23 protein-coding genes are annotated in these 21,607 nt (G+C 45.5%); 11 read left to right on the top strand and 12 right to left on the bottom strand.

Features of this window, described 5'->3' with window-relative positions:
* From R7P80_RS24090 to R7P80_RS24065, 6 genes are read left to right on the top strand one after another with little or no spacing between them, the layout of a single operon-like run.
* Positions 1 to 699, top strand: a complete 699-nt coding sequence (locus R7P80_RS24090) for an ABC transporter ATP-binding protein (RefSeq protein WP_171345561.1) — start codon at positions 1 to 3, stop codon at positions 697 to 699.
* Positions 687 to 1,955, top strand: a complete 1,269-nt coding sequence (locus R7P80_RS24085) for an ABC transporter permease (protein ID WP_225492003.1) — start codon at positions 687 to 689, stop codon at positions 1,953 to 1,955. The genes R7P80_RS24090 and R7P80_RS24085 overlap by 13 nt, the downstream gene beginning before the upstream one ends.
* On the top strand, positions 1,948 to 2,733 hold the full coding sequence (locus tag R7P80_RS24080) for an outer membrane lipoprotein-sorting protein (RefSeq protein ID WP_225492002.1): 786 nt from the start codon (positions 1,948 to 1,950) through the stop codon (positions 2,731 to 2,733). The genes R7P80_RS24085 and R7P80_RS24080 overlap by 8 nt, the downstream gene beginning before the upstream one ends.
* 45 nt (positions 2,734 to 2,778) lie before the next feature.
* Complete coding sequence (locus R7P80_RS24075) at positions 2,779 to 4,107, top strand: hypothetical protein (protein ID WP_206970551.1); 1,329 nt, start codon at positions 2,779 to 2,781, stop codon at positions 4,105 to 4,107.
* Positions 4,108 to 5,130: a sensor histidine kinase gene (locus R7P80_RS24070; protein ID WP_206970550.1), complete on the top strand. Its 1,023-nt coding sequence runs from the start codon at positions 4,108 to 4,110 to the stop codon at positions 5,128 to 5,130.
* A gap of 15 nt (positions 5,131 to 5,145) precedes the next feature.
* Complete coding sequence (locus R7P80_RS24065) at positions 5,146 to 5,937, top strand: LytR/AlgR family response regulator transcription factor (RefSeq protein WP_045371237.1); 792 nt, start codon at positions 5,146 to 5,148, stop codon at positions 5,935 to 5,937.
* A gap of 140 nt (positions 5,938 to 6,077) precedes the next feature.
* Here the strand turns inward: R7P80_RS24065 and R7P80_RS24060 are convergent, their stop codons facing one another.
* The 4 genes from R7P80_RS24060 to R7P80_RS24045 form a co-directional block, all read right to left on the bottom strand.
* Complete coding sequence (locus R7P80_RS24060; protein ID WP_054575272.1) at positions 6,078 to 6,572, bottom strand: peptidylprolyl isomerase; 495 nt, start codon at positions 6,570 to 6,572, stop codon at positions 6,078 to 6,080.
* Between the two features lie 121 nt (positions 6,573 to 6,693).
* On the bottom strand, positions 6,694 to 8,355 hold the full coding sequence (locus R7P80_RS24055) for a methyl-accepting chemotaxis protein (RefSeq protein WP_053303981.1): 1,662 nt from the start codon (positions 8,353 to 8,355) through the stop codon (positions 6,694 to 6,696).
* A 175-nt stretch (positions 8,356 to 8,530) separates the two neighbouring features.
* Positions 8,531 to 8,917: a thiol-disulfide oxidoreductase DCC family protein gene (locus R7P80_RS24050; protein WP_053303982.1), complete on the bottom strand. Its 387-nt coding sequence runs from the start codon at positions 8,915 to 8,917 to the stop codon at positions 8,531 to 8,533.
* Positions 8,918 to 8,941: 24 nt separating this feature from the next.
* Complete coding sequence (locus R7P80_RS24045; RefSeq protein ID WP_053303983.1) at positions 8,942 to 9,736, bottom strand: DUF4344 domain-containing metallopeptidase; 795 nt, start codon at positions 9,734 to 9,736, stop codon at positions 8,942 to 8,944.
* Between the two features lie 862 nt (positions 9,737 to 10,598).
* On the opposite strand from R7P80_RS24045, the gene gltS (R7P80_RS24040) reads away from it, so the two are divergent.
* On the top strand, positions 10,599 to 11,834 hold the full coding sequence (gltS, locus tag R7P80_RS24040) for a sodium/glutamate symporter (protein WP_005374448.1): 1,236 nt from the start codon (positions 10,599 to 10,601) through the stop codon (positions 11,832 to 11,834).
* 99 nt (positions 11,835 to 11,933) lie between these two features.
* Here the strand turns inward: gltS (R7P80_RS24040) and R7P80_RS24035 are convergent, their stop codons facing one another.
* The 3 genes from R7P80_RS24035 to R7P80_RS24025 are packed head-to-tail and all read right to left on the bottom strand — an operon-like array spanning position 11,934 to position 13,989.
* Positions 11,934 to 12,764 carry a hypothetical protein gene (locus R7P80_RS24035; protein ID WP_171342396.1) on the bottom strand — a complete coding sequence of 277 codons (831 nt, stop codon included), beginning with the start codon at positions 12,762 to 12,764 and terminating at the stop codon, positions 11,934 to 11,936.
* Positions 12,764 to 13,621: an ABC transporter ATP-binding protein gene (locus R7P80_RS24030; RefSeq protein ID WP_005383221.1), complete on the bottom strand. Its 858-nt coding sequence runs from the start codon at positions 13,619 to 13,621 to the stop codon at positions 12,764 to 12,766. Before R7P80_RS24030 ends, R7P80_RS24035 begins: the two co-directional genes overlap by 1 nt.
* The gene (locus tag R7P80_RS24025; RefSeq protein ID WP_005374444.1) at positions 13,618 to 13,989 is read right to left on the bottom strand and encodes a GntR family transcriptional regulator; all 372 of its coding nucleotides are present in this window, start codon (positions 13,987 to 13,989) and stop codon (positions 13,618 to 13,620) included. The genes R7P80_RS24030 and R7P80_RS24025 overlap by 4 nt, the downstream gene beginning before the upstream one ends.
* A gap of 413 nt (positions 13,990 to 14,402) precedes the next feature.
* Here R7P80_RS24025 and gltS (R7P80_RS24020) point away from each other — a divergent pair, with 413 nt between their 5' ends.
* Both gltS (R7P80_RS24020) and R7P80_RS24015 read left to right on the top strand, forming a co-directional pair.
* Positions 14,403 to 15,629, top strand: coding sequence for a sodium/glutamate symporter (gene gltS / locus R7P80_RS24020; protein ID WP_193837823.1), 1,227 nt, complete (start codon positions 14,403 to 14,405; stop codon positions 15,627 to 15,629).
* A 153-nt stretch (positions 15,630 to 15,782) separates the two neighbouring features.
* Complete coding sequence (locus tag R7P80_RS24015) at positions 15,783 to 16,649, top strand: hypothetical protein (protein ID WP_005374442.1); 867 nt, start codon at positions 15,783 to 15,785, stop codon at positions 16,647 to 16,649.
* A 90-nt stretch (positions 16,650 to 16,739) separates the two neighbouring features.
* On the opposite strand, the gene nagB is transcribed toward R7P80_RS24015, so the two are convergent.
* On the bottom strand, positions 16,740 to 17,540 hold the full coding sequence (gene nagB, locus R7P80_RS24010) for a glucosamine-6-phosphate deaminase (RefSeq protein ID WP_005374441.1): 801 nt from the start codon (positions 17,538 to 17,540) through the stop codon (positions 16,740 to 16,742).
* 374 nt (positions 17,541 to 17,914) lie between these two features.
* Here nagB and R7P80_RS24005 point away from each other — a divergent pair, with 374 nt between their 5' ends.
* Positions 17,915 to 18,166: a DUF3081 domain-containing protein gene (locus tag R7P80_RS24005; RefSeq protein ID WP_005374440.1), complete on the top strand. Its 252-nt coding sequence runs from the start codon at positions 17,915 to 17,917 to the stop codon at positions 18,164 to 18,166.
* A 147-nt stretch (positions 18,167 to 18,313) separates the two neighbouring features.
* Here the strand turns inward: R7P80_RS24005 and R7P80_RS24000 are convergent, their stop codons facing one another.
* Positions 18,314 to 18,667, bottom strand: a complete 354-nt coding sequence (locus tag R7P80_RS24000) for a DUF413 domain-containing protein (RefSeq protein WP_005374439.1) — start codon at positions 18,665 to 18,667, stop codon at positions 18,314 to 18,316.
* A gap of 149 nt (positions 18,668 to 18,816) precedes the next feature.
* Here R7P80_RS24000 and R7P80_RS23995 point away from each other — a divergent pair, with 149 nt between their 5' ends.
* Positions 18,817 to 19,710, top strand: coding sequence for a LysR family transcriptional regulator (locus tag R7P80_RS23995; protein ID WP_005374436.1), 894 nt, complete (start codon positions 18,817 to 18,819; stop codon positions 19,708 to 19,710).
* Between the two features lie 81 nt (positions 19,711 to 19,791).
* On the opposite strand, the gene R7P80_RS23990 is transcribed toward R7P80_RS23995, so the two are convergent.
* The 3 genes from R7P80_RS23990 to R7P80_RS23980 all read right to left on the bottom strand — a co-directional run bounded on the left by R7P80_RS23990 (position 19,792) and on the right by R7P80_RS23980 (position 21,468).
* Positions 19,792 to 20,487, bottom strand: coding sequence for a pirin family protein (locus R7P80_RS23990; protein WP_005383228.1), 696 nt, complete (start codon positions 20,485 to 20,487; stop codon positions 19,792 to 19,794).
* A gap of 9 nt (positions 20,488 to 20,496) precedes the next feature.
* Complete coding sequence (locus R7P80_RS23985) at positions 20,497 to 20,940, bottom strand: DoxX family protein (RefSeq protein WP_225492001.1); 444 nt, start codon at positions 20,938 to 20,940, stop codon at positions 20,497 to 20,499.
* 324 nt (positions 20,941 to 21,264) lie between these two features.
* Positions 21,265 to 21,468 carry a hypothetical protein gene (locus R7P80_RS23980; RefSeq protein ID WP_017633816.1) on the bottom strand — a complete coding sequence of 68 codons (204 nt, stop codon included), beginning with the start codon at positions 21,466 to 21,468 and terminating at the stop codon, positions 21,265 to 21,267.
* Positions 21,469 to 21,607: the final 139 nt, after the last annotated feature.

Genomic DNA, 21,607 nt, shown 5'->3' with positions numbered 1-21,607 from the left:
ATGATTGTTTTTAATCAACTTAGCCGTGATTACGCCCTTGGTAGCCAAATGGTACGTGCATTGCGAGACGTGTCTGGTGAAGTGTTTGCCGGCGAAATGGTGGCATTGTGCGGACCGTCTGGCTCAGGCAAAAGCACCTTACTTAACGTGCTTGGCATGCTGGATACTCAATACCAAGGTCAGGTGACATTTGCCGGCAGCCCATACCCAACCGGACAAATGCAGGCTGCGAAAATGCGCCGTGAAAAGCTTGGCTTTGTATTTCAAAAATTCAATCTTGTGCCCGTGATGACGGCGCTAGAGAACGTGGCTTATCCGCTGCATCTCAATGGCTTTTCAAAAGCAGAACAAACCGAGCTCGCCACACAAATGCTAGAACACGTTGGCTTGGGCGAGTTTATTCATCATATGCCCGATAACCTATCAGGCGGTCAGCAACAACGTGTGGCAATTGCTCGTGCGTTAGTACACAAACCGGCGTTGGTGATTGCTGATGAGCCAACCGCGAGCCTTGATAGCCAAACTGCCAACAAGATCATCGACATTATGAAAGGGCTCGGACATGAGCTTGGCACTACTTTTATCGTCGCCACACACGACCCTCGTATGGCATCCCGTTGTGACCGCACCATTGAGTTGGTGGACGGCAAGATTACCCAAACGCACGCAAGTGTGGAGGAGGTTTCATGGGCAAGCTAATTCCAGTTTCGGTTCGCCTTGCTTGGTTGAACCTGCAACGCAATCGCCGTCGCAGTTTGTTGTCGATGCTGATCATCGCCATTGCCGTGTTTGCGTTAACCAGTGCGGGTGGTTTTGGTCTGTATACCTACGACAGTTTAAAAGAGTCGACAGCGCGTGACACGGGGCATCTGACGTTAACCACGCCGGGTTACTTCGCTAAAGAAGAAGAGATGCCGTTGAGTAACGGTTTAACTCACGCCGACGACATCACCAAGCAATTGATTGGCTTAAACGAAGTGCGAGGCGTGCAGCCGCGAGTTGAATTCAGCGGTTTGATTTCCAACGGCAACAAGTCATCGATCTTTATAGGCATTGGCGTGAACGAGCGCGAATTCGATATGAAAGGGCCGTTTTTGGATGTGCGTGAAGGGCAGACGCTGTCCAACATTCATGCATCGCGTTATGACCCAGCAGAGCCAGAAGTGATGCTCGGCGTTGATTTGGCGAACAATCTAAGTGTGCACGTTGGCGATTGGATTACCTTGCTGGCGACCACTACCGACGGCGCATTGAACGCGTATGACTTCAAAGTTCGTGGTATCTATTCAACCGGCGTGCCTGAGCTTGATAAACGCCAACTGTACGTGCATATCAACAGCGCGCAATCGCTGCTCGGTTCAGGCAAAGTCAGTGCGTTATCTGTCTTTCTGTTCGATACCAGTTTAACTAACCAAGTCGAGCAACAAGTGGCTTCGGTTCTGAGTAAGCAAAAACAGAACTTTGGTGATCAAGATATTGAAATTACGCCTTGGCAAGAACGTGCGTTCTTTTATCTCAAAGTGAAAGATTTGTACGACCGTATCTTCGGCATCATGGGAGCAGTAATGGCGCTGGTGGTCTTTGTCGCCCTGTTCAACACCATGACCATGTCGGTAACGGAACGCACCCGTGAAATTGGCACCCTGTCAGCACTTGGTAGCTACCCTCGCGAAATCATTGCTGGGTTCTTGCGCGAAGCAGGGTTACTTGCCGTGATTGGCAGCTTAATCGGCGCTTTGTTTACTGCGTTAGTCACCGTCTTACTGATGGTCGTGGATGTGCAAATGCCGCCACCGCCAGGACGCACAGAAGGTTATCCATTGACGATTTACTTCTCTTGGGAGCTGGTCGCTGTCGCAGGATTCGCAGTATTGATGATTTGTTTGGTTACGGCGTTTTTCTCGGCGCGCAAAGGGGTGAACAAGCCAATTACGGAGGCACTGATTTATGTTTAATTTCAAATCACTATTACCAATTGCACTGCTGACGGTAAGCGGCATGGCAAGCATGAATGCCAGTGCGAATGAAACAGCGCTAGATGCACAGCAAGTCGCGCAATTGATTGAAAAAGCGGATAGCTACCGCTTGCAAGATGATTCCTCCAAAGTGGTGTCTCTGGTGCGCTTATATCAAGACCAAGAGTTAGATAAAACCCGCCTTTACCACGTGTACACGCGTCCAAATCGTGAATCGCTGGTGGTGTTCAAATCAGCAGTCGAAGCTGGGCAAAAGATGTTGATGATGGGCGATAACTACTGGCTGCAAATGCCAAAGAGCCGTCGGCCTATTCGAATTACGCCAATGCAAAAGCTGCTTGGTGAAGCGTCTATCGGCGACATATCAACGCTGACGTGGAGTCAAGATTATCTAGGTGAATGGAAAGCGACAGAAACTGTTTCGGTGAACGGAGAAAGTGTCTCGGCTTATCACCTTGCGTTAACCGCGAAAACCAAAGGGGCGAGTTATCAGAAGATCGACTTATGGTTGTCTGAGCAAGATGCATTTCCAATCAAAGCCGATCTCTACTTGCGCTCTGGCAAACTCGCCAAGCAAGCGCAATACGGACGTGCAACTGACAACGGTGAAGACTATGTCAGTGAGATGACCTTGCTTGATAGCATTCAGCCGAGCAAAAAGACCGTTATCGAGTACCAAGAAATCGTGCCTTGGCAACTGGACAACAAGTTCTACAACCCAAGCTATTTGCCGAAGGCCAACACGACTCAGCTTTAGCCTGAGCTTTGCAAACAGAAGCATGAAAACGAGCAAGGAAGTCACATGAAACCGCACCAGCCTAACCTTAACAAAAGCACTAGTTTTTTGATTGCTGCCTCATTGTGTGTGGGCGCGTCAGCCCCTGCTTTTGCCAATGATGAACTGAGTTTCGAGTGGGATTGGGCTGTCAGTTACGAAACTGCTAAGCAGCGTGACAGTGCGTTTATGCAAGCGCAGGGCAGCTCTCGTGATTCACTCAATGCGCTACTGGATGTGCAGGTGAACTATCAAAACTTAAGTGGCTTGTTCGCTCTGTACAGCCAAGGGTTGTACCTCAACCAACAAGGAGAGAGTGATTGGTGGAGTGAAGCTGATAACCAATTGCTGATTCGAGAGCTGGCTTGGCTAGGGGAGTGGCAAGTCGGTGATACCACTCTTGATGTGAGTTTGGGTAAGTTACGCGTGGATTGGGGCGTGGGTTATGGCTACCGACCTTTGGATCTGTTTAAGCCTTATCGACAAAACCCGGTTGGCTTAGTAGCAGAAGAAGGTGCGGGTGTGTTTTCACTCTCACACTACGATATGGCAGGCGAGTGGACGGTGATTGCAACGGATTCAAGCTGGGGGCAACAAGACCAGAGTGCACTGGATCAAGCCGCAGAGCAGCAAGGTGTTGGTATTCGTCGTTATGCGCTGGTGGGTGATACCGAGTATCAACTTATTGGTTATTACGATGATGTGCGCCGAGGTTTACTTGGCGCCAGTGCCATCGCCGTGTGGGATGAATCCATCGCCATGCACGGTTCCATGCTGTGGCAAAAGCAAAGTGTCGGCTATCAGTTTCAGCAAGACGATCTTTACCAACCTGTTTCGGTTGAGAAGCAGGGCAGCGCATTCCAAGCCTTGATTGGATTGAACTGGGCAAACCAAGCCGGACACAACGTGATTGCTGAATATTGGTACGACAGCCGTGCATGGTCGAAAGGTGAATGGCAACAAGCAATAGAGCGTGGCGAATTACTCTCTCAGATCCCCGACCATAATGTTTCTCTACTTGCGACAAGCTACGCCCAAGGGTTTCAGCATGCCAATATCGTTCAGCATAACGTAATGCTGCACTGGAGTTGGGATGTAGAAGCATGGGCTGCATGGAACGGCAAAGCGGATATGGGCTGGCTAAGTGATGTGACTCCTACGTTGGATGTGATGTTGTCGCCGCAAGATGGCGGTGTGATTGTCACGCAGTGGCTTAACTACCAATGGATTGATACTGGCGACCAAAGTGTAGAAGTGGAAGTTGCCGCACGCTTTTTAACCGGAGACGACCAATCTGCTTACGCACAAATCAATGATAAGCATATGATTGTATTTAACATCAAAGGGAAATTCTAAATGGGTTCAGCAAAATCAGTGGTGAAAAGTGGATGGCCGCGTAGCTTATTAGTGACCACGGCATTTTGTCTCTTTATCGCAGCAATGACGCTCTCGGTTTGGGGCGGTCCATTCTACATTCATGTGGCGGTTAGCTTTGGATTTGGCTATTCGGCTATCTTCTTCTCATGGTTGATTGACCGTTTGTTTCCAACCCTCCCGCGTATGATAGAAGTGGTGTGTTCGCTTGTTGCCTGTTTATTGTTTGGGGTGATTAATGCGCAATTTTGGCTCGGAGAGTATTTTGGTATCTCCGATATGATCCCTGTTGGCTTAATGGGATTACTGTTTAGCGGTATGTGTTATTTCTATTTTTACTCGCGTGAGAAAGAGGCGGTTGCTCAACGAGAGTTGGAAGCCATCAAGCGCGAGAAAGCAGAGCAAGATCGTGCGCTGTTGCTGAGTCAGCTTAAGCAGATGCAAAGCCAGATTGAACCGCATTTCTTATTCAATACCTTGGCAAATATCAGTGCGCTCATGTCGCAAGATGTCGATAAAGCCAAGCTAATGCTAGAACAGTTAACCGCGCTGCTGCGTGCGACGCTCAAAAGCTCACGCGAAGAACACACCACCATAGACAATGAAACGGCGTTACTTGAGGCTTACTTAGGCATCCAACAAACTCGTTTGGGTGATCGACTCAGTTACAAGATTGAAGTGGAAGAAGGGCTAGGCAGAACCGAATTACCGCCGATGATGCTCCAACCTTTAATCGAAAACGCCATCATCCATGGTATTGAGCCGAAGCGAGAAGGCGGCGAAATCAGTTTGCTCATCAAGCGTGAACGACAGAACTTGAAGATTGAAGTCAGAGACACGGGTGTTGGCTTGAATCATGTTAGTGGGCACATGGGCTCTGGCGTCGGTTTAAGTAACCTCAAGCAGCGAGTTGAAGCTTTGTTCGCAGGGCAAGGAGAGGTTTCTATCAGTGAGTCTGCTCAGGGTGGTGTTTGTGTTCGCCTGAGCTGGCCAATGGAATCGTAATCAAGGAAGAAAGGAATGAATACAGGGTTTACTGCCATTATTGCTGATGATGAACCGCTATTGAGGCGTCATCTTGATAAAAGCCTAGCTGAAGTGTGGCCAGAGCTAGAGGTGATAGCCAAAGTCGCCGATGGTGAACAAGCGTTGCAAGCCATTGAGCAAAACCAACCTGATATTGCGTTTCTCGATATTCGTATGCCAGTTTTGGATGGCATGACATTAGCGCAAAAACTCAATCAACTCGCCAATCCACCTTTGATTGTGTTTGTCACTGCGTACGATGATTACGCCATCAAAGCTTTTGAGCAAAATGCCGCCGATTATTTGCTCAAGCCTATCTCTGATGAGCGCCTTCTGACGACGTGTGAAAGAGTGAAAGCACGCCTTGCTAAGCGAGAGCAAGAAAGCAGTAATGTGCAGATGAGCAGCCTGTTAGAACAGTTGCAGCAATTATCCGCTCCACAAACGCCGCAATATCTTCAGTGGATCAAAGCGACGCAAGGGGAAGATATTCATCTGATCGCCACGTCTGATGTGTTGTATTTCAAAGCGGAAGAAAAATACGTTTCTGTGTATGCCCAACAAGGACAAGGCAAAGTGCAGGAGTATTTGATTCGTACATCGTTGAAAGAGTTGATAGGGCAGCTTAACCCAGAACAGTTCTGGCAAGTGCACCGTTCAAGCGTGGTGCAAGTGTGCAAAATTAGCAAAGTAAACAAAGACTTTGCTGGCAGAATGTTTGTGCACGTTGGAGAAAACAAGCTCCCTGTGAGCCGTGCATCTCAAAGTTTATTCAAAGGAATGTAATCGCTAGAACTGCTCACTCTTTACACTGTAAACTCGCTGCTCATTTGTTTCAGCAACGAAAACAAAAAGCGCCTAAGTCATATAACGTTAGGCGCTTTTATTGTTTTATAGCGACGATTTCTCCGAAGAGATGAATGGGCTTATTCGCTGACTGTCACTTTCTCAATAATGATTGGATCGCATGGCACATCATCGTGACCAAGCTTAGAGGTCGTTTTCACTTTCGCGATGCGATTTACGACATCCATACCCGCGGTCACTTTACCAAACACGGCGTAGCCCCAGCCTAGGTTGGTAGTTGCAGTGTGGTCTAGGAAATCATTGTCTTCCAAGTTAATGAAGAACTGTGCCGTTGCAGAGTGCGGTGCATCGGTACGCGCCATTGCGATAGTGCCAACAAGGTTCTTTAGACCACGGTTTGCTTCGTTCGCGATTGGTCCGCGCGTTGGCTTTTCTGCCATGTCTTCGGTGTGACCGCCACCTTGAATCATAAAGCCATCGATAACGCGGTGGAAAATGGTGCCGTTGTAGAAGCCATCTTCACAGTATTTTTTGAAGTTCTTTGAGCTAACTGGCGCTCGTTCTAGGTTCAGTTCAATCTCGATGTCACCGAAATTGGTGGTCATAATAATCATCTGGTTTGCCCTTATGGGTGCTAAGTTGGCGGCATTATAGCTAAGTCGTATGAGGATAGCAGAAATAAAAACAGCGACGTTTTGGCGTCGCTGTTTGCATGGAGAATGGGTGAGGAAAGCGTTAAACCGTAAAGCGACCGACCAAGTCGTACAGCTCGTTAGCTTTGTGGTTTAGGTTGCCACTACCTGCGCGGTTTTGATTCGCAAGGTGTGCCGATTGGCTGCTTTGTTGAGAGATGACTTCGATGCGTTGTGAAATCTCTTGGCCAACTTGGCTTTGCTCTTCGGTTGCTGTTGCGATCAGGGTGTTCATGTCCATGATGTTAGCAATTGCGGCTTGGATTTCTTGCAGTGCGGCAGAGGCAGCTCGTGCTTCCTCAACCGTTGCTTCACCACGCGCTTGGCTTGAGCCCATGGCTTTCACTGCTGCATCCGAGCCAGACTTCAACTGCTCAATCATTTGGTGAATTTCGCCTGTGCTGTCTTGAGTGCGACTTGCCAGTTTACGAACCTCATCGGCAACGACTGCGAAGCCTCGACCTTGTTCGCCTGCACGGGCTGCTTCAATGGCTGCGTTTAGTGCCAATAGGTTGGTTTGCTCGGCAATGTCTTGAATCACTTCTAGCGAAGAAGAAATGTTTTGTACGTCGCTCTCTAAACGAGAAATTACCGTGCTGGCTTCCGACACCTCTAGCGCGAGCGCTTCGACGGAGTTTGCTGCGGAATCAACAATGTGTTTCGCTTGCTGTGAATTTTCATCGGCGTCTCTGGCTGATTGCGCTGCTTGGTTAGCGTTGTTTGAAATCTCGTGCGCCGTTGCTGTCATCTCGGTCATTGCCGCAGCGACCTGTTCGGTTTCTTCACGTTGACCTGAAGCTAACTCGTCCACTTGCGATGCACGCTGTGACATCTCGTTGGTCTCTGAAACCACTTCTTGTCCGACATGGCTAACACTCTTGATGATGCCTTGCAGGCTTTCAACGAAGATATTGAAGTTGCGGCTCAGCTGCGTGAACTCCGGCACGCTAGATTCTTCCATACGCGCTGTTAAATCTGCATCGCCTTGTGCGAAAGAGTGGATTGAGGCATCAAACTGCTCAATAGGTTTCATGATGCTGCGGTTAACAAATACGGCAAAGACTGCAACTATCGCTGTTATCGAGGCACAAAACAGGGCTATCGCAGTTAGTGTGGTGTTGAGATCTTCGTGTGCGGCTTTTTCCATGTCTGCCACAATGGCGTCGATATCGTCCGTGTAGAAACCCGTTCCCAACATCAAGTCCCATTCAGGAATAAAGACTGAGTAGCTGAGTTTCGGTAGTGCTTCACTCTGACCGAGTTTCGGGAAGTAATAAGTCGTGAACTCACCAGTTTTGGCATTTTTTAGCAAATCCTGAATCAGGTAATTGCCTTTCTTGTCCTGCAAGTTATAGAAGTTTTCCCCGATGCCTTTGGTGTTTTTACCCACCACGACGCGAACGCCTTTTGAATCATAACCAAAGATGTAGCCGGATTGACCAAACTCTAGTTGTTTCAAGATAGGCAGAGCCTCTTCCAGTGGGGCATTTTGTGCGAGTAGTGGCTCGACAGCGGAACGCGCCATTTGCACGTAACTTTTGAGTTCGGCTTTTTTCATCTCCATCATTCGACTTCGAGTTTGCTCAATCTCGTGCTCGTTGTAGGCAGTGGTTTGTAGGTAGGTGAACCACATCATGCCTATTGCCATAGTTAGAATTGGAATTATTGAAAGGATATATAGTCGTTTTCTGATCGTCAGATTCATAGAGACGTCCTTCTCTCGGCGCAGCGTTACAAGTGACAAGCTGAATAAGCTTACCTGATAAAAGTGTTAATACTTATTGTTGTAATGCTTAGAGATTAACCGAGTTACTCAATCAGAAGTACTGGAAATTTGTAAATCTAGACGAAGGTCGTAGCATTTTTAAGCGGGATCACAATTAACGTGAACAAGACCCACTATTGCAACGAGAAGTCCCTGTTAACCAATATGAGACGCGATACCTATTCTTTGCGAATTTGAGGTAAAGCCAGTCAGCAACAGGTTTAACGAGGCGCCAACGCAGTGGAGCGTAGAGCCAACCGCGACCAACTAATTGCCACGCACGATGAGTCACGTCCAACCCAAGCAGAAGCTCCCCCTTTTCGTTGAGGGCGTGCAAAATGGTGTTGGCTTGTTCAGGATCGATCTGCGGATAATCTGCGAATGTATCACTATAGATATCGACGGTTTTGATGTGCTGCTTGGAATCGCGTTGTTTTAGCGCCTTCATCTCTTTGACACAAAGCGGGCAGGTTCCGTCATAAAATATGGTGAGTTTTGTCATTGCGGTCTTCTTATTTGAGATTTTCTAATCGCTTTTACGTGGCGAATTTTCTTTTGGTTCATTGTTTTGCAAGTAATGCAGCCAATTGTCGCGAATGTTGCCGTAATTGAATTGGCAGAACTCTTTGCGATCACGCAGGTAGTCTTTTTCTACTTCATCGAGTAAGGCTTTGTATTGCTCAGGATCACTACCGTACACCAAACATAACGTTGAAAAGTAACGCTGCAAATCAAAGCTGTGTTCGTCAATGTACTCGCCAAAATCGTAGTAGTCCGGTCTGTCGTCGGATTCGAATGCGAACATGTCGGCGGCGCTAATGGCCATATCTGCGCCATCTTCTAGGAAGTCAATCATTAAAATAGTGGCAAAATTATCGACCGCATCTTCTTCTTTTCCGAGAACAGGGATGCTTTGATCTTCGATGTAAGCATGTCCAGCTTCATGAAGTAAAGTGTGCAATAACGTATCTAGCGCCCCTGTTTTTGGGGATTTTCCGAAGCGTTCTTCATACTGATTATTGGAGAAGTAATTGAGCGACTCCAAATAAAAAGTGTAAGGAACGTATATTGTGTGTGTATCAGGATCATACATTGGACCATCTTCTCCGCCGTAAACCAGCGTGAGAGCTTGATCAAATGGAAAGTAGGCCTGAGACAGCTCAACAAAGATGGTGTTTACATCGCTGCTTTGAATAGATTGTTGGGCGATTTTTTCATGAGTTGTCTCTATGGGAGAATATTGAATACGAATGTTTTCAGCTGCTGTAGCTGATGAGACGATGCTGAGTAATAGCGCAGCGCAAAGCGAATGAATGTTCATGTGGGACTCTTGTTATTGAATAACTTGTATAAAAAATTATACATGTTTTTGTCTGATGCATAGTTGGGGGTGTACTCATTAGCCAAAGTCGGGACGTCGGTCTCGAAAAGCAATCATGATAACATCGCATATTTCGGCTGCTTGGTTCTCTAGGGCGTTTATCAAGACCTCTTGGATAAGAACGGCGGTGAAGTTATTAGCTATGCATCGTATTCTAAGAAGCTTACTGAGTAACTGTGCTTCGATTTTTATCTGTGAAAATGATAATAGGCAGTTAATCATTGCAAGGTTTAACTATGGGGTTGGTGAATGTCACTGAATTGAAGAAAATTATCAGCGATATGTTATAATCCTGCTCCGTTGTGACGAAAACGTTTGTTGCAGCCTGAGAGTTTCCTTGGATTCGGCTCGTTTATACACCATGAGCCAGAGTTGAAAAGCTACGACAGGAACAGGCAAACCCAATTGTTTTGAACGCGCTCTCGGCGTTTAGCGGTTACAACGGGAAGGAACTTTGTTTGATAGTAATTGACACATTCTGTTTAAGTAAGGGAGCCCGAAGTGGTTCAGAAAGTGTCACCCAGAATTTACTCACAACACGACACCCCAAGCGATAACGCAAAGGTATTGCGAGGGGCCATTTGAAGGAGCTGTATCAGCTCCTTTCACATTTAAGGGCTTGCTAACAGCGTAAAAACTGACACATCGCTTAAGGAGCGCCCCTTAAACTAGCCTAAGGCGCATCTACACCAACTTTTTGAGTATTTTCGAAACAATAAAGCGAGAAAATTTGCTATTGAACGAAGGTTAAACTAACACTCATTCATTACGGAGAATGAAGAGAACAATAATAAGAGGCGATATGAATCATTTAATATCTGTAGGTGCACTGGAGTCCTTCTTGGTCGCAATTAGTGTGCTTTTCCTGGGGCATTTTATTAATGCTAAGCTACCGATTTTAAAGAAATTCAACATACCTGAGCCGATTGTAGGTGGTCTTATTGTAGCCTGCATGATTACTGCTCTTCATTTCAACGGCATCGATTTAGAGTTCGACTTGCCATTACAAAATACGTTTATGTTAATGTTTTTTGCGACAGTTGGTTTGGCCGCAAATTACACTCAGTTGATGAAAGGAGGTGCGAAGGTTTTTATCTTCTTAGCTGTCGCATCGTTTTACATCATCATACAAAACGGCGTTGGCGTTTCACTTGCGGCGGCGCTCGGTTTAGATCCTTTGATGGGGTTAATTGCTGGCTCGATTACTCTGTCTGGTGGTCATGGTACAGGTGCTGCGTGGTCACAAACCTTTCAAGACGTGTATGGATTGGATAACGTCTTAGAAATTGCAATGGCATCAGCGACTTTTGGTTTGATCATCGGCGGTATCATTGGTAGCCCTGTAGCGCAGCGCCTAGTCGAAAAGAACAGCATAGAGTCTGAGTATGGTCGTGGTGGTCGAGATGCCAAAACTCACGAGAAATTCCCGGAGTTGGTGACTTACAATGAATACGAAGAAGATAAAGTAACGGCGAAAAAAGTGGTGGAGAAACTCTTCTTCCTACTGATCTGTGTTACTGGGGCCAAGTATGTCGAGCAATGGGTAAGCACGTATGAAATCTCATGGCTGATGATTCCAGACTTCGTATATGCGCTATTCATTGGTGTGATCATTACGAATTTCTTGGAAGTGACCAAGATTCGTAAGTTAGATGCCGAAACGGTAGATATGTTAGGTACGGTATCGCTATCTCTGTTCTTAGCGATGGCTCTGATGAGCTTGAAGTTATGGAATATCTTCGATCTAGCGATTCCATTCTTGGTTATTTTAGCTGTGCAGTCTGTCGTCTTAGCAATCTTTACGTACTATGTTACGTTCAAAGTGATGGGAAGCAACTACGATGCTGCTGTTATTGCAGGGGGGCACTGCGGTTTTGGCTTGGGGGCAACCCCAACAGCCGTAATGAACATGGGTTCGATCGTTAACCGATTTGGCCCGTCGCCACAAGCATTTATGGTGGTGCCAATTGTGGGCGCTTTCTTTATCGACATCGTCAACTTAATTATCTTGCAAGGCTACATTTCATTCCTTGGTTAAAGTTAAGTGGATGAGCTCCTAGAGGCGAAATAAAACGGTCACAACACTGGTTGTGACCGTTTTTTTATGACTTGGTTTGGTCGTTTATTGAACGAAGCATTATTGGATAGTTCGGCTGAACTTGAGGCTAGCTGTCCAACCAAGAATACCAATGAAGGCGTAAATGCCAACGTTTAACCAACCCGCTTGAGGAATGGCATTGAATGGGTTTGGTGTAATAATGGCGTGCAGCGGAAGGTAAAGCACTTCGGAGAAAAACTGATCTAGCCCGTAGAAACCAAAAAGTGCGATAGGCATCCAACGCAGCGCATAAATGGCGATAAACAAAATGACCAGTGGTGAGTTCACTTTTTGTGAAATAGCCATCGCAGTTAATGCCAGCGGTAACAGCAGAATACCGGTGAACAACATTCTGATTAAAAACTCTCCCCAATGCAGCAGCACGTAACCTAACGAGGCTTGGCGGTACAATAAAGCCAATTGGTGATCAGTAGAGATGTTCAGCAACCACAACATTAAATTTGCAGCGAGTACGAGCACCGAGCAGACAAGCGGAATCACCAATAAGCCAAATCCTAGCTTCACTAAATGGGTTTTTATGTCACTGACAGGCATACTGCGCCAAAACATAATGCTGCCTTCCGCCCGTTCTTTGCGTAGCGTTCTTGGGAAGTACTGAACGGCTAACAAGATAGACAGCAGCCCTGCTCCTCCGGAAATCAACATATTGACGTCATCACCAAGCTCTTTGTGAATGTCACTGACATCGCCACCAAAGCTCATTTGGAAAAACATATTGTGTTGTAGAGTATCGTTACTCATTAAACTCACAAAGAGAATAACTCCACACGCCAACACAAACAGTGGAATACGTAAAACAAGAGGGTTTTCTAACCACTCTTTTTGCAACATCGCGACAACTGAACGCATTACGCTGCCTCCTTCTGCAATGCTAAAAATAGATCCGCTAACTTCACCCCATGGATGGAACCCATTGTTTCTGCTTGTTGGGCATACTGGGCTTTGAGTAACCATTTCGTTGAACCGAGGCCTTTTTGTGACGAGAGTGGGTTCATCGCTTCAATTTGTGTGCGGTGCTCGTCGTTGGCTTCAAGAATGAAATAGTCTTCACTGATACTGTCCATCGAGGTTTGCAGAACGGGGCGACCATGCTTAAGAATCAGAACATCTGTCAGCAAGTGCTCAATCTCTGATACTTCATGACTGGCGATGATCAACACGCGCTCGCCGTCGTGAAACCATTCCAATAAGTGACGATAAAACGTCTCGCGATACACGAGATCTAACCCGAGTGTCGGTTCATCCAATATGAGGATTTGGGTGTTGGTCGCGATCACAATCGCGAGGTGTAATTGCACCTTCATCCCTTTGGATAAAGATTTGATGCGCGCACGAGGTTTGATGTCCGTTTGACGAAGTAGCGTATCTGCTTGGGCGCGATTGAACCCTGGATGCACGCCCTCGGTATAGTTAAGCAGTTGAGCAACGGTCATCCAATCTGGCAGAACGTTGACATCCGAGATGTAGGATAAGCTCTGCATTATCTTGTCGCGTTGCATAATAGGTTCAAATCCGTTGATACGAATAGTGCCCTGATATTCATGTGCACCGAGTAGGGCATTAATAAGCGTTGATTTACCTGCGCCATTATGGCCGAGTAAGCCAAGTACTTGTCCTGCATGTAGGTCGAAACTCACTTCATGCAGTGCTTCTCCTTGTTGCTGATATTGCTTGGAGACGTTGTTTACACTGACTAATGCGCTCATTGGTCACCTTTCAAGTGTGGTTTTAGTTGTTGAATGAATTCGTCGAGTGACATATCCAGACGCTGTATTGTGTCGGCTATCTGCGGAATTTGTTGCTGAAGAAAACGTGCCTTCTCGTCTGCGAGTAATTTGAGCTTTGCTCCTGAAGCGACAAACATACCTTGACCGCGTTTTTTCTCCACTAGCCCGTCATCAACAAGCAATTGATAGCCTTTCATAACGGTGAGGTGGTTAATTTTCATATCTGCAGAGATGCTACGGACGGAGGGCAGAGCATCGCCTTCTTGCCAGACACCTTGCAGTATTTGCTGCGTGATCTGGTCTGCCAACTGTCGAAATATCGGTTGGCGATCATGCCAATTAGTCATGAGTGAATCTCTTGGTTGAGATGGTGTTATATATATGTATAACACCTAGTGCATTAGAGAGAAAGTAATAATTTAAAACCTAGTGTATCCGCCTGTCTCATTCGCTCTAAATATCCACCTATGTGGTCGTTGTTTTGAGGTTTTGTTTTATATGGAAATTAATTGCTTCTCATAAGTTGAGAAGTGTTGTTTTTCTCTTCCCATTAATACACTTATCACCTGTTCTAAATGAATATTCTCACTGAATGATAATTAGCATAATTTTAGGTCTGCCTATTTCTTACTTGATGAGAATTGATGGTCAAAGAGGCCTAGAAAACAAAAGTTTCGAGAGGCAATCTGACTGGCTTAGGCACCTATCTCACGTTGAGCGCGTGCTCAATGAATGAGAAAGAGTAGAGTAAAGAGGTCTCATGAATCAGGTAATATCTATCGGCCCACAGGAGTCGTTCCTCGTCGCAATTTGCGTGTTGTTTTTAGGGCAGTTCATCAATACCAAGTTACCAACCTTAAAAAAATTTAATATTCCAGAGCCAATTGTTGGTGGTCTAGTGGTCGCTTGCGTCATCACGACGATGCACTTAAACGGTGTGGATGTTTCCTTTGATTTACCACTGCAAAACGTCTTTATGCTGATGTTTTTTGCAACCGTTGGCTTAGCGGCAAATTACACCCAACTGATTAAAGGCGGTGCGAAGGTTTTCATCTTCCTAGTTGTGGCATCGATCTACATTCTTATCCAAAATGCGGTCGGCGTGTCCTTAGCAACAGCGCTGGGGTTAGATCCACTCATGGGGTTGATCGCCGGATCCATTACGCTTTCTGGCGGGCATGGAACTGGAGCTGCGTGGTCGCAAACTTTTCAAGAAATGTATGGTCTGCATAATGTTCTAGAGGTGGCAATGGCTTCTGCTACATTTGGCTTGGTGATGGGCGGGATTATTGGCAGCCCTGTTGCACAAAAACTACTAAACAAACACAACTTGGAATCGGAATACGGACGCACCAATCAAAGTCATCAGAGTTTCCCTGAACTGGTGACGTACAACGAACATGAGGAAGATCGTGTCACAGCGAAAAGAGTCGTTGAAAGCTTGTCCATCATTTTACTTTGCGTGACAGGCGCGAAGTATCTGGAGAGTTGGGTAAGCAGTTTTGACATCAAGTGGCTAATGATTCCCGATTTTGTGTATGCGCTGTTTATTGGTGTTGTTATCACTAACATCATGGAAGTGACGAAGGCGCGCAAGGTTGATTTAGAAACCGTTGATATTCTTGGCACGGTTGCACTATCTCTATTTCTTGCCATGGCCTTGATGAGTTTGAAATTGTGGAATATTTTCGATCTTGCGATCCCATTCCTTATTATTCTTGCTATTCAGTCGGCAGTGTTGGCGATGTTCACTTACTACGTAACATTCCGCATGATGGGAGGCAACTACGATGCGGCGGTGATCGCTAGCGGACACTGCGGTTTTGGGTTAGGTGCTACACCGACTGCGGTCATGAATATGGGCTCCATCGTGAGTCGATATGGTCCATCACCACAAGCATTTATGGTGGTTCCAATTGTCGGTGCATTCTTCATCGACATTGTGAATTTAGTGATTTTGCAAGGATGCATCGCTTTTATTAAATAACATTCGCTTTTTTACCGAAATAACAAAGCCAGCACCTATACGCTGGCTTTGCCATTTGTAACACGAAATCTTGTTTGCCTGACTTCAAGCCGTGAAATCAATGCGTTACTATGACGACATAGTGTTCATTTTGCAGCAGCATGAGGTACCCACATGTCTGAAAAAATATCGACGTCGGCATTAGCGAAAATGCGCAAGGTAGAAGCTAAGCTGCTGTTTGCCGATCTCAAACGTGCAGGCTACATCGTTCGCCAAGATGAAAAGTGGATTTTGACCGAAGAAGGGGCAAAGTTTGGCGGTGAGTATGTGGATCACCCTAAATTTGGCCAGTTCATCGTCTGGCCGACCAACTTACATATTGAGCTGACTCCCAGCTCAGGGAAAACATTGAGCGCGACACAACTGGGTGAAAAGCTGAAATTGAATGCGAAGCGCATGAATCAGCTTTTGAGTGAACTGGGTTGGTTGACCAAATCCGAAGAGGGATGGAGTGTCACAGAAGCTGGTGTGCGCGCTGGTGGGCAGCAAAGAACCGATAAAGAAACACAAAATACCTTTGTCGTATGGCACGATGTGGTGCTGCGTAACAAGCGTCTTAAGCAGTCTGTCATTGAGTTTTTAGGGCAAGACGCGGAGTCACATTCTACGGATAAATCGTACTCAAGCTTTCGCCAAAAATTTGAAGCCAAGCACCGAACATTAGATGGGCATTACGTGCGCTCTAAGGGGGAGTTGCTCATTGACAACTGGCTGTACTTGGCTGGTGTAGTGCACGCTTATGAGCGTCAGCTGCCGATTGACCAAGATGTCACTAGCGATTTTTACTTACCAGGCGGCAAAGTCTATTTGCAATTTTGGGGAAGTGACGATGGGGAGATGGCTCAGGCCGACCGTGAGACCATTCGTACTGTTTATGAGCAGCATCATTTCAATCTTATCGAAGTCGAACCGAGTGAACTAGACAAGTTGGATGAAGTGCTTCCTAAGCGTCTTCGTCAGTTTGGTATTAAAGCTTATTGACGACTTAAGCCCGCTGTTCAGATAAGAAAAAACCCGTGTTCAACACGGGTTTTGTATTTTTAGTGTGTTTCTAGGCTGCCATCCTATGGGTTAAAAGCCTTTGATGTTTTCTGCTTCTAGCTCAGAGAAGTACTTCACTGTCTTCACTTTCAGTTCTTGTTGAGCTGGTTCGTCGCATACGATCACCGCTTTAGGGTGAAGTTGAAGAGCAGAAACTGTCCATAGGTGGTTTACACAACCTTCCACGGCTGCTTCAAGTGCCTGAGCTTTGTTATGGCCAGTGACCAAGATCATCACTTCTTCTGAGTCTAGAAGCGTACCAACACCGATAGTCAGCGCGTATTTAGGCACTTGGTTGATATCGCCGTCAAAGAAGCGAGAGTTCGCAATGCGAGTGTCTTCAGTGAGGGTCTTGATGCGAGTACGAGAAGAAAGAGATGACGCTGGCTCGTTGAACGCGATGTGACCGTCGTTACCCACGCCGCCCATGAACAGGTTGATCTTGCCGTAAGACTTAATTTTGTCTTCGTAACGCTTACATTCTGCGTCGTGATCGTCTGTGTTACCGTTCAGTAGGTTGATATTTTCTTCTTGAATATCAATGTGATTAAAGAAGTTGTTGTACATGAACGAGCGGTAAGATTCTGGGTGATCCGCAGGGATGCCAATGTACTCATCCATGTTAAAAGTCACGACGTTTTTGAAGCTGACTTCGCCGGCTTGGTAAAGCTCGATTAGGGCTTTGTAGGTTGCTAGAGGAGTGCCACCAGTTGGTAGACCCAGAACGAATGGACGCTCAGCAGTAGGTTTAAAGTCGTTGATACGCTTAGCGATATGCGCAGCTGCCCACTTACCTACTTGTGCTGCTCGAGTTAACGGGATAAGTCTCATTTTGTGCCCCTAGTTATTGGAATTGACGATGTACTGAAACATTAATTCGCATTATAAAATAAGTAATGGCGAACTGCTATTGTTTTAGGTCAAAATTTTGCTTTTTCTTTAACCAATGTTGGTTTTGTCGACGATTTTTATATCTAAATGCTTTTATAAGACGATTTTTTACAAAGAAATTGCATTATGAAACTGACGAATCAATAGATAAAATTTATGATCTAAATTAAGTTCTGCCTTCGCACTTAACCTTGTTTTTTAACAACCTACAGAGTGCGAAATCGCACACGAACTTCAAATATTATGGGTTAGATATGGCATGGCGCTCATTCTTTAACCATAATTGAAATGTGTAAACCAGTGAGGAATTCGGTATGAAAAATGAGTTAGATCCGAGCAAAGTACTACAGGCTTACGAATGTGTGATGAACAACGGTACGCCAACCGAATTTGGTAAAATGTATGAAGGTGTAGAAGCGTTTTCTGACTACGATGGGTACAACGTTTTCTTGAGAGGGAATGGTGTTGAGCTAAAAATTGGCTTCCACAACACCTATCACTTGGAATATGACCAAGAGCATTTGAAAGAGAGCTTTCTGAAAAAGATTGCGACGCTCGCCAAGTAAACGGTCATCACCCAAATATTAAAAAAGCCCTTGGGAGAATGCCCCCTTGGGCTTTAGGAGAAGAAATGAGCTTGTCTTGCTCGCTCAGTAAAGTCAAACGAGCTTTCGCCTACTGCTAGAAAAAGGCGAGAACTAGGTTATTGGTTATTAATCGTCTTCAACCAAACTCTCTTCAATGTATTCTTCTGTGGCGTCAGGCTTGTTACGACCATTTAGCGTATGGAAGCGCTTGCGACCACGAGCAAGTTGGGTGTACTTTAGCCACGTACGCTCAAGTTTTGTTTTTGCTTTGCCCGGGTTTTCTAACACCTTGATGAAGTGTTTCTCTTCGCTGTTTTCAGGTGTTAATTCGCCTGACTCTAAGCCAAGCATTGTATCCCCATAAATTGTTAGGATTTCCTCTTCTGAAAGAGTAAAATCGCCAGACTTTGCAAAGCCGCGTGGGAATTTTACGTTATCGTAAAAACGTTTTTTGCCATGACGGAATTCAGTGTCAGACATGTCAACAGCCTCTGTAACCGTTATTGATGAATGTAGTGAACTTACGGCGAAAATTAGGCTTAAATCTAACAAAAGAAAAACAAAACTTTTTTGTCGTCATGATTTTAATTAGTTGTTAATCTGGTTTTATATTAACCAGGAGATGGTTTATGGATGTAAAAGTCTTTCGAACATTTTTAGAGCTGGCAAGAGTTCGTCACTTCGGACGTGCTGCTGAGAACCTTTATATTACCCAAGCCGCTGTGAGCGCACGTATCAAACAATTGGAAAGTTACTTCGATACGCAATTGTTTATTCGTGATCGAAATAACATAAAGTTGACCTCTGCAGGTGAGCGCTTAATCAGCTATGCCGAGGTAATGGTCACTACATTGCAACAAGCGAAGCTAGAATTATCGCTTGAAGATGGCAAAGCGCTGCAACTAACGTTAGGTGGCACGCCAAACATTTGGGACGCTTATTTACAGAATTGTTTAAGTGTCGTCACAGATTCGTTTGGTGGTTATGGCTTCATGGCAGAAGTGATGGGACGTGAGATGCTCAGTCGTAGCTTGCTAGAGCGCACGTTAGATATGGCATTTGCGTTCGATCAGATCAAAGCTGATGAGCTTAACTGTAAAAAAGTGGCGGATGTTGTTCTCGTTCTGGTATCAACTGAGAAAGATTCTTTAGACACCGTTTTCGAAAACAAATATGTGTACGTTGACTGGGGGACGCGTTTCTCCTCAGAGCATTCTGAGCGTCACCCTAAGATTCCAGCTCCATATTTACGCACTTCAACAGCGCGTATCGCATTGGACTTTATTTTAGAGAAGGGTGGAGCCGCGTACTTACCAATCTCTCTCGTGGAGCCATTTATCGCTAATGGGCAGCTTCACAAGGTGTCTGGAGTAGAAGATTGGTGTCGCCCTATCTATTTGAGCTATCGTAAAGCTAGCTCGTCTGTAGACGCGATTAAGCAAGTGGAAGAAATTGTCAAAGAGATCGATCCACTGACCGCTTACAGTTTTCAGCAAATTGGTTCTGGCACTTCCGACGAATAGCGTTGAATGCAAAGCCAGAAAAACGAAAAAGCCGCCTTGAGAAATTAAGGCGGCTTTGTTTTTATCTCGATGAATCGATAGTTATGGTAAGTCAAACAACAGGGCTGTTGTGCTTTCGTTTGATGTATTGCGCAAAACAACCTTACTTTGGTGTTCAATCTTCGCGCCGTCGCCAGCCGTCAAAGTGGTATTGTCGACACTAAGGCTGCCTGTCACTTGATGGATGAATAGATTTCGGCCCGACTCAATCTCAAAGTTTAGTTCGCTACTTGGCTCAAGAATTAACTGATGCAAAGTCGCATCTTGCTTAATAAGTAGCGTGCCGTTTTCTCCAGTTGGAGTAGCGATAGTCGTTAACCCAGGATTGCGACCAAAATCTTTTTGCTGATAACCTGGTTTGGTTCCAAATGTGTTCGGTTGAATCCAAATCTGTAGAAACCGCAGCGTATCTTGGTTCGACGCATTGTACTCACTGTGGTAAATCCCTTTCCCTGCCGACATGAGTTGGAATTCACCTGCAGGTAGTGTTTTGACGTTACCTTCACTGTCTTTGTGTGCGATAACACCTTCCAACACATAGCTGATGATCTCCATATCACGGTGGCCATGTGTATCAAAACCCGCGCCAGGCTTGACTACATCGTCATTAATGACTCTCAGCTCAGAAAAGCCCATATGTTGAGGATCGTAGTAGCTACCAAAAGAAAACGTATGTTTGCTATCAAGCCAGCCAAAGTTTGCTCGACCTCGGTCTGCTGCATGTCTTACCGTAATCATAAGGCCTCCTTAAGAGAGCTTTTTGTTTAAAAAGTTATCTAACGCTGCTTTACCTGCGCCAGAGAACGCCAGAGAAACGCTCGCTGCCAGTAATGCCAAGCCAAACTCGTAACCGTTGTTTGCCATGAACAGGCCATTCTCAAAGTGGACAGAGAATATCGCTACCACCATCGTGAACGCCAAAGCAACCGCTGCTGGTCGAGTTAGCAGACCAAGTAAAATGAACAAGCCGCCAAAGAACTCTGCGCTGCCCGCAAGTAACGCCATGAGTACGCCAGGACCTAAACCGATAGATGCCATCCACTGACCTGTGCCTTCTAGGCCGTAGCCACCAAACCAGCCAAACAGTTTTTGTGCGCCGTGCGCCATAAAGATAATGCCGATTGGAACGCGAAGTGATAGTGCGTTGTAACCTGCGTTTGACGTGGTAATTTTCTGTAATAGTGCTTTCATGATTCTGTCCTCTGACTCTTTTCAATGAGTGGGAAGCGTGTGCTCCCGTGCTGTTGAGAACAGTTTAGGTAGAGGCGAACATAAAAATAACGGGAGGATTTTGATAAACTCGTTCTAAAAAATCGAATGAGAGGTTTTTGTTATTTTAAATCAATATCTTGAAATGTTTTTTGGGTTTTAATTTGCCGATTATTGTCTGTTTTAAATCAAGGTCTGTCATTATTTTCGATAAACATTTTTTCTGTTAAACAAAAAAAGAGCACATGTACTGTGCTCTATTGCTTTCGCTTTTAACAAGGGAGAAAGGTGCGTTAAAGAAAACCGTCAGAGGTTCATTAAGCTCTCTAATGACTCCTCTACATTGTTGTAGTGATAAGTTCGAATATTACGTCCATCCGTCGCATTAATCTGAATTTCTGAGATCTCGTTATCTGAGTCTCGTTCGATGATTCCAATAGAATGATCTACGGATTTACTGGTAATAACCTTTTGGTTTCTTAATACAATTACGCAAGTATGTAAGTCCATGCCAATTCCCTTTAGCCGACGTTGTTGTGATGTTCTGGATCTAACTTTAGTGTACAAAAGCGCTAATGCCAATAAATCTCAATATTGAGTTCCGAAAATGGCTAATTATGGGCGCTTAAGCAAGCTACAATAACACTAT

Origin of the sequence: Vibrio sp. 2092, assembly GCF_033339635.1 — a bacterium.
In the GTDB taxonomy this organism is placed as follows: domain Bacteria; phylum Pseudomonadota; class Gammaproteobacteria; order Enterobacterales; family Vibrionaceae; genus Vibrio; species Vibrio alginolyticus.
Note: the sequence above shows the minus strand (reverse complement) of the source record. Positions and strands in the feature narration are given on the sequence as shown.

Bases quoted from the DNA above. Each gene is read 5' to 3' on its own strand.
- R7P80_RS24050 (WP_053303982.1), bottom strand. From the start codon at position 8,917: ATGACAAAACTCACCATATTTTATGACGGAACCTGCCCGCTTTGTGTC.
- nagB (WP_005374441.1), bottom strand. From the start codon at position 17,540: ATGAGACTTATCCCGTTAACTCGAGCAGCACAAGTAGGTAAGTGGGCA.
- R7P80_RS23995 (WP_005374436.1), top strand. From the start codon at position 18,817: ATGGATGTAAAAGTCTTTCGAACATTTTTAGAGCTGGCAAGAGTTCGT.
- R7P80_RS24065 (WP_045371237.1), top strand. From the start codon at position 5,146: ATGAATACAGGGTTTACTGCCATTATTGCTGATGATGAACCGCTATTG.
- R7P80_RS24070 (WP_206970550.1), top strand. From the start codon at position 4,108: ATGGGTTCAGCAAAATCAGTGGTGAAAAGTGGATGGCCGCGTAGCTTA.
- gltS (WP_005374448.1), top strand. From the start codon at position 10,599: ATGAATCATTTAATATCTGTAGGTGCACTGGAGTCCTTCTTGGTCGCA.
- R7P80_RS24080 (WP_225492002.1), top strand. From the start codon at position 1,948: ATGTTTAATTTCAAATCACTATTACCAATTGCACTGCTGACGGTAAGC.
- R7P80_RS24090 (WP_171345561.1), top strand. From the start codon at position 1: ATGATTGTTTTTAATCAACTTAGCCGTGATTACGCCCTTGGTAGCCAA.
- R7P80_RS23990 (WP_005383228.1), bottom strand. From the start codon at position 20,487: ATGATTACGGTAAGACATGCAGCAGACCGAGGTCGAGCAAACTTTGGC.
- R7P80_RS24005 (WP_005374440.1), top strand. From the start codon at position 17,915: ATGAAAAATGAGTTAGATCCGAGCAAAGTACTACAGGCTTACGAATGT.
- R7P80_RS24085 (WP_225492003.1), top strand. From the start codon at position 687: ATGGGCAAGCTAATTCCAGTTTCGGTTCGCCTTGCTTGGTTGAACCTG.
- R7P80_RS23980 (WP_017633816.1), bottom strand. From the start codon at position 21,468: ATGGACTTACATACTTGCGTAATTGTATTAAGAAACCAAAAGGTTATT.
- R7P80_RS24060 (WP_054575272.1), bottom strand. From the start codon at position 6,572: ATGATTATTATGACCACCAATTTCGGTGACATCGAGATTGAACTGAAC.
- R7P80_RS23985 (WP_225492001.1), bottom strand. From the start codon at position 20,940: ATGAAAGCACTATTACAGAAAATTACCACGTCAAACGCAGGTTACAAC.
- R7P80_RS24045 (WP_053303983.1), bottom strand. From the start codon at position 9,736: ATGAACATTCATTCGCTTTGCGCTGCGCTATTACTCAGCATCGTCTCA.
- R7P80_RS24075 (WP_206970551.1), top strand. From the start codon at position 2,779: ATGAAACCGCACCAGCCTAACCTTAACAAAAGCACTAGTTTTTTGATT.
- R7P80_RS24030 (WP_005383221.1), bottom strand. From the start codon at position 13,621: ATGAGCGCATTAGTCAGTGTAAACAACGTCTCCAAGCAATATCAGCAA.
- R7P80_RS24055 (WP_053303981.1), bottom strand. From the start codon at position 8,355: ATGAATCTGACGATCAGAAAACGACTATATATCCTTTCAATAATTCCA.
- gltS (WP_193837823.1), top strand. From the start codon at position 14,403: ATGAATCAGGTAATATCTATCGGCCCACAGGAGTCGTTCCTCGTCGCA.
- R7P80_RS24035 (WP_171342396.1), bottom strand. From the start codon at position 12,764: ATGCGTTCAGTTGTCGCGATGTTGCAAAAAGAGTGGTTAGAAAACCCT.
- R7P80_RS24015 (WP_005374442.1), top strand. From the start codon at position 15,783: ATGTCTGAAAAAATATCGACGTCGGCATTAGCGAAAATGCGCAAGGTA.
- R7P80_RS24025 (WP_005374444.1), bottom strand. From the start codon at position 13,989: ATGACTAATTGGCATGATCGCCAACCGATATTTCGACAGTTGGCAGAC.
- R7P80_RS24000 (WP_005374439.1), bottom strand. From the start codon at position 18,667: ATGTCTGACACTGAATTCCGTCATGGCAAAAAACGTTTTTACGATAAC.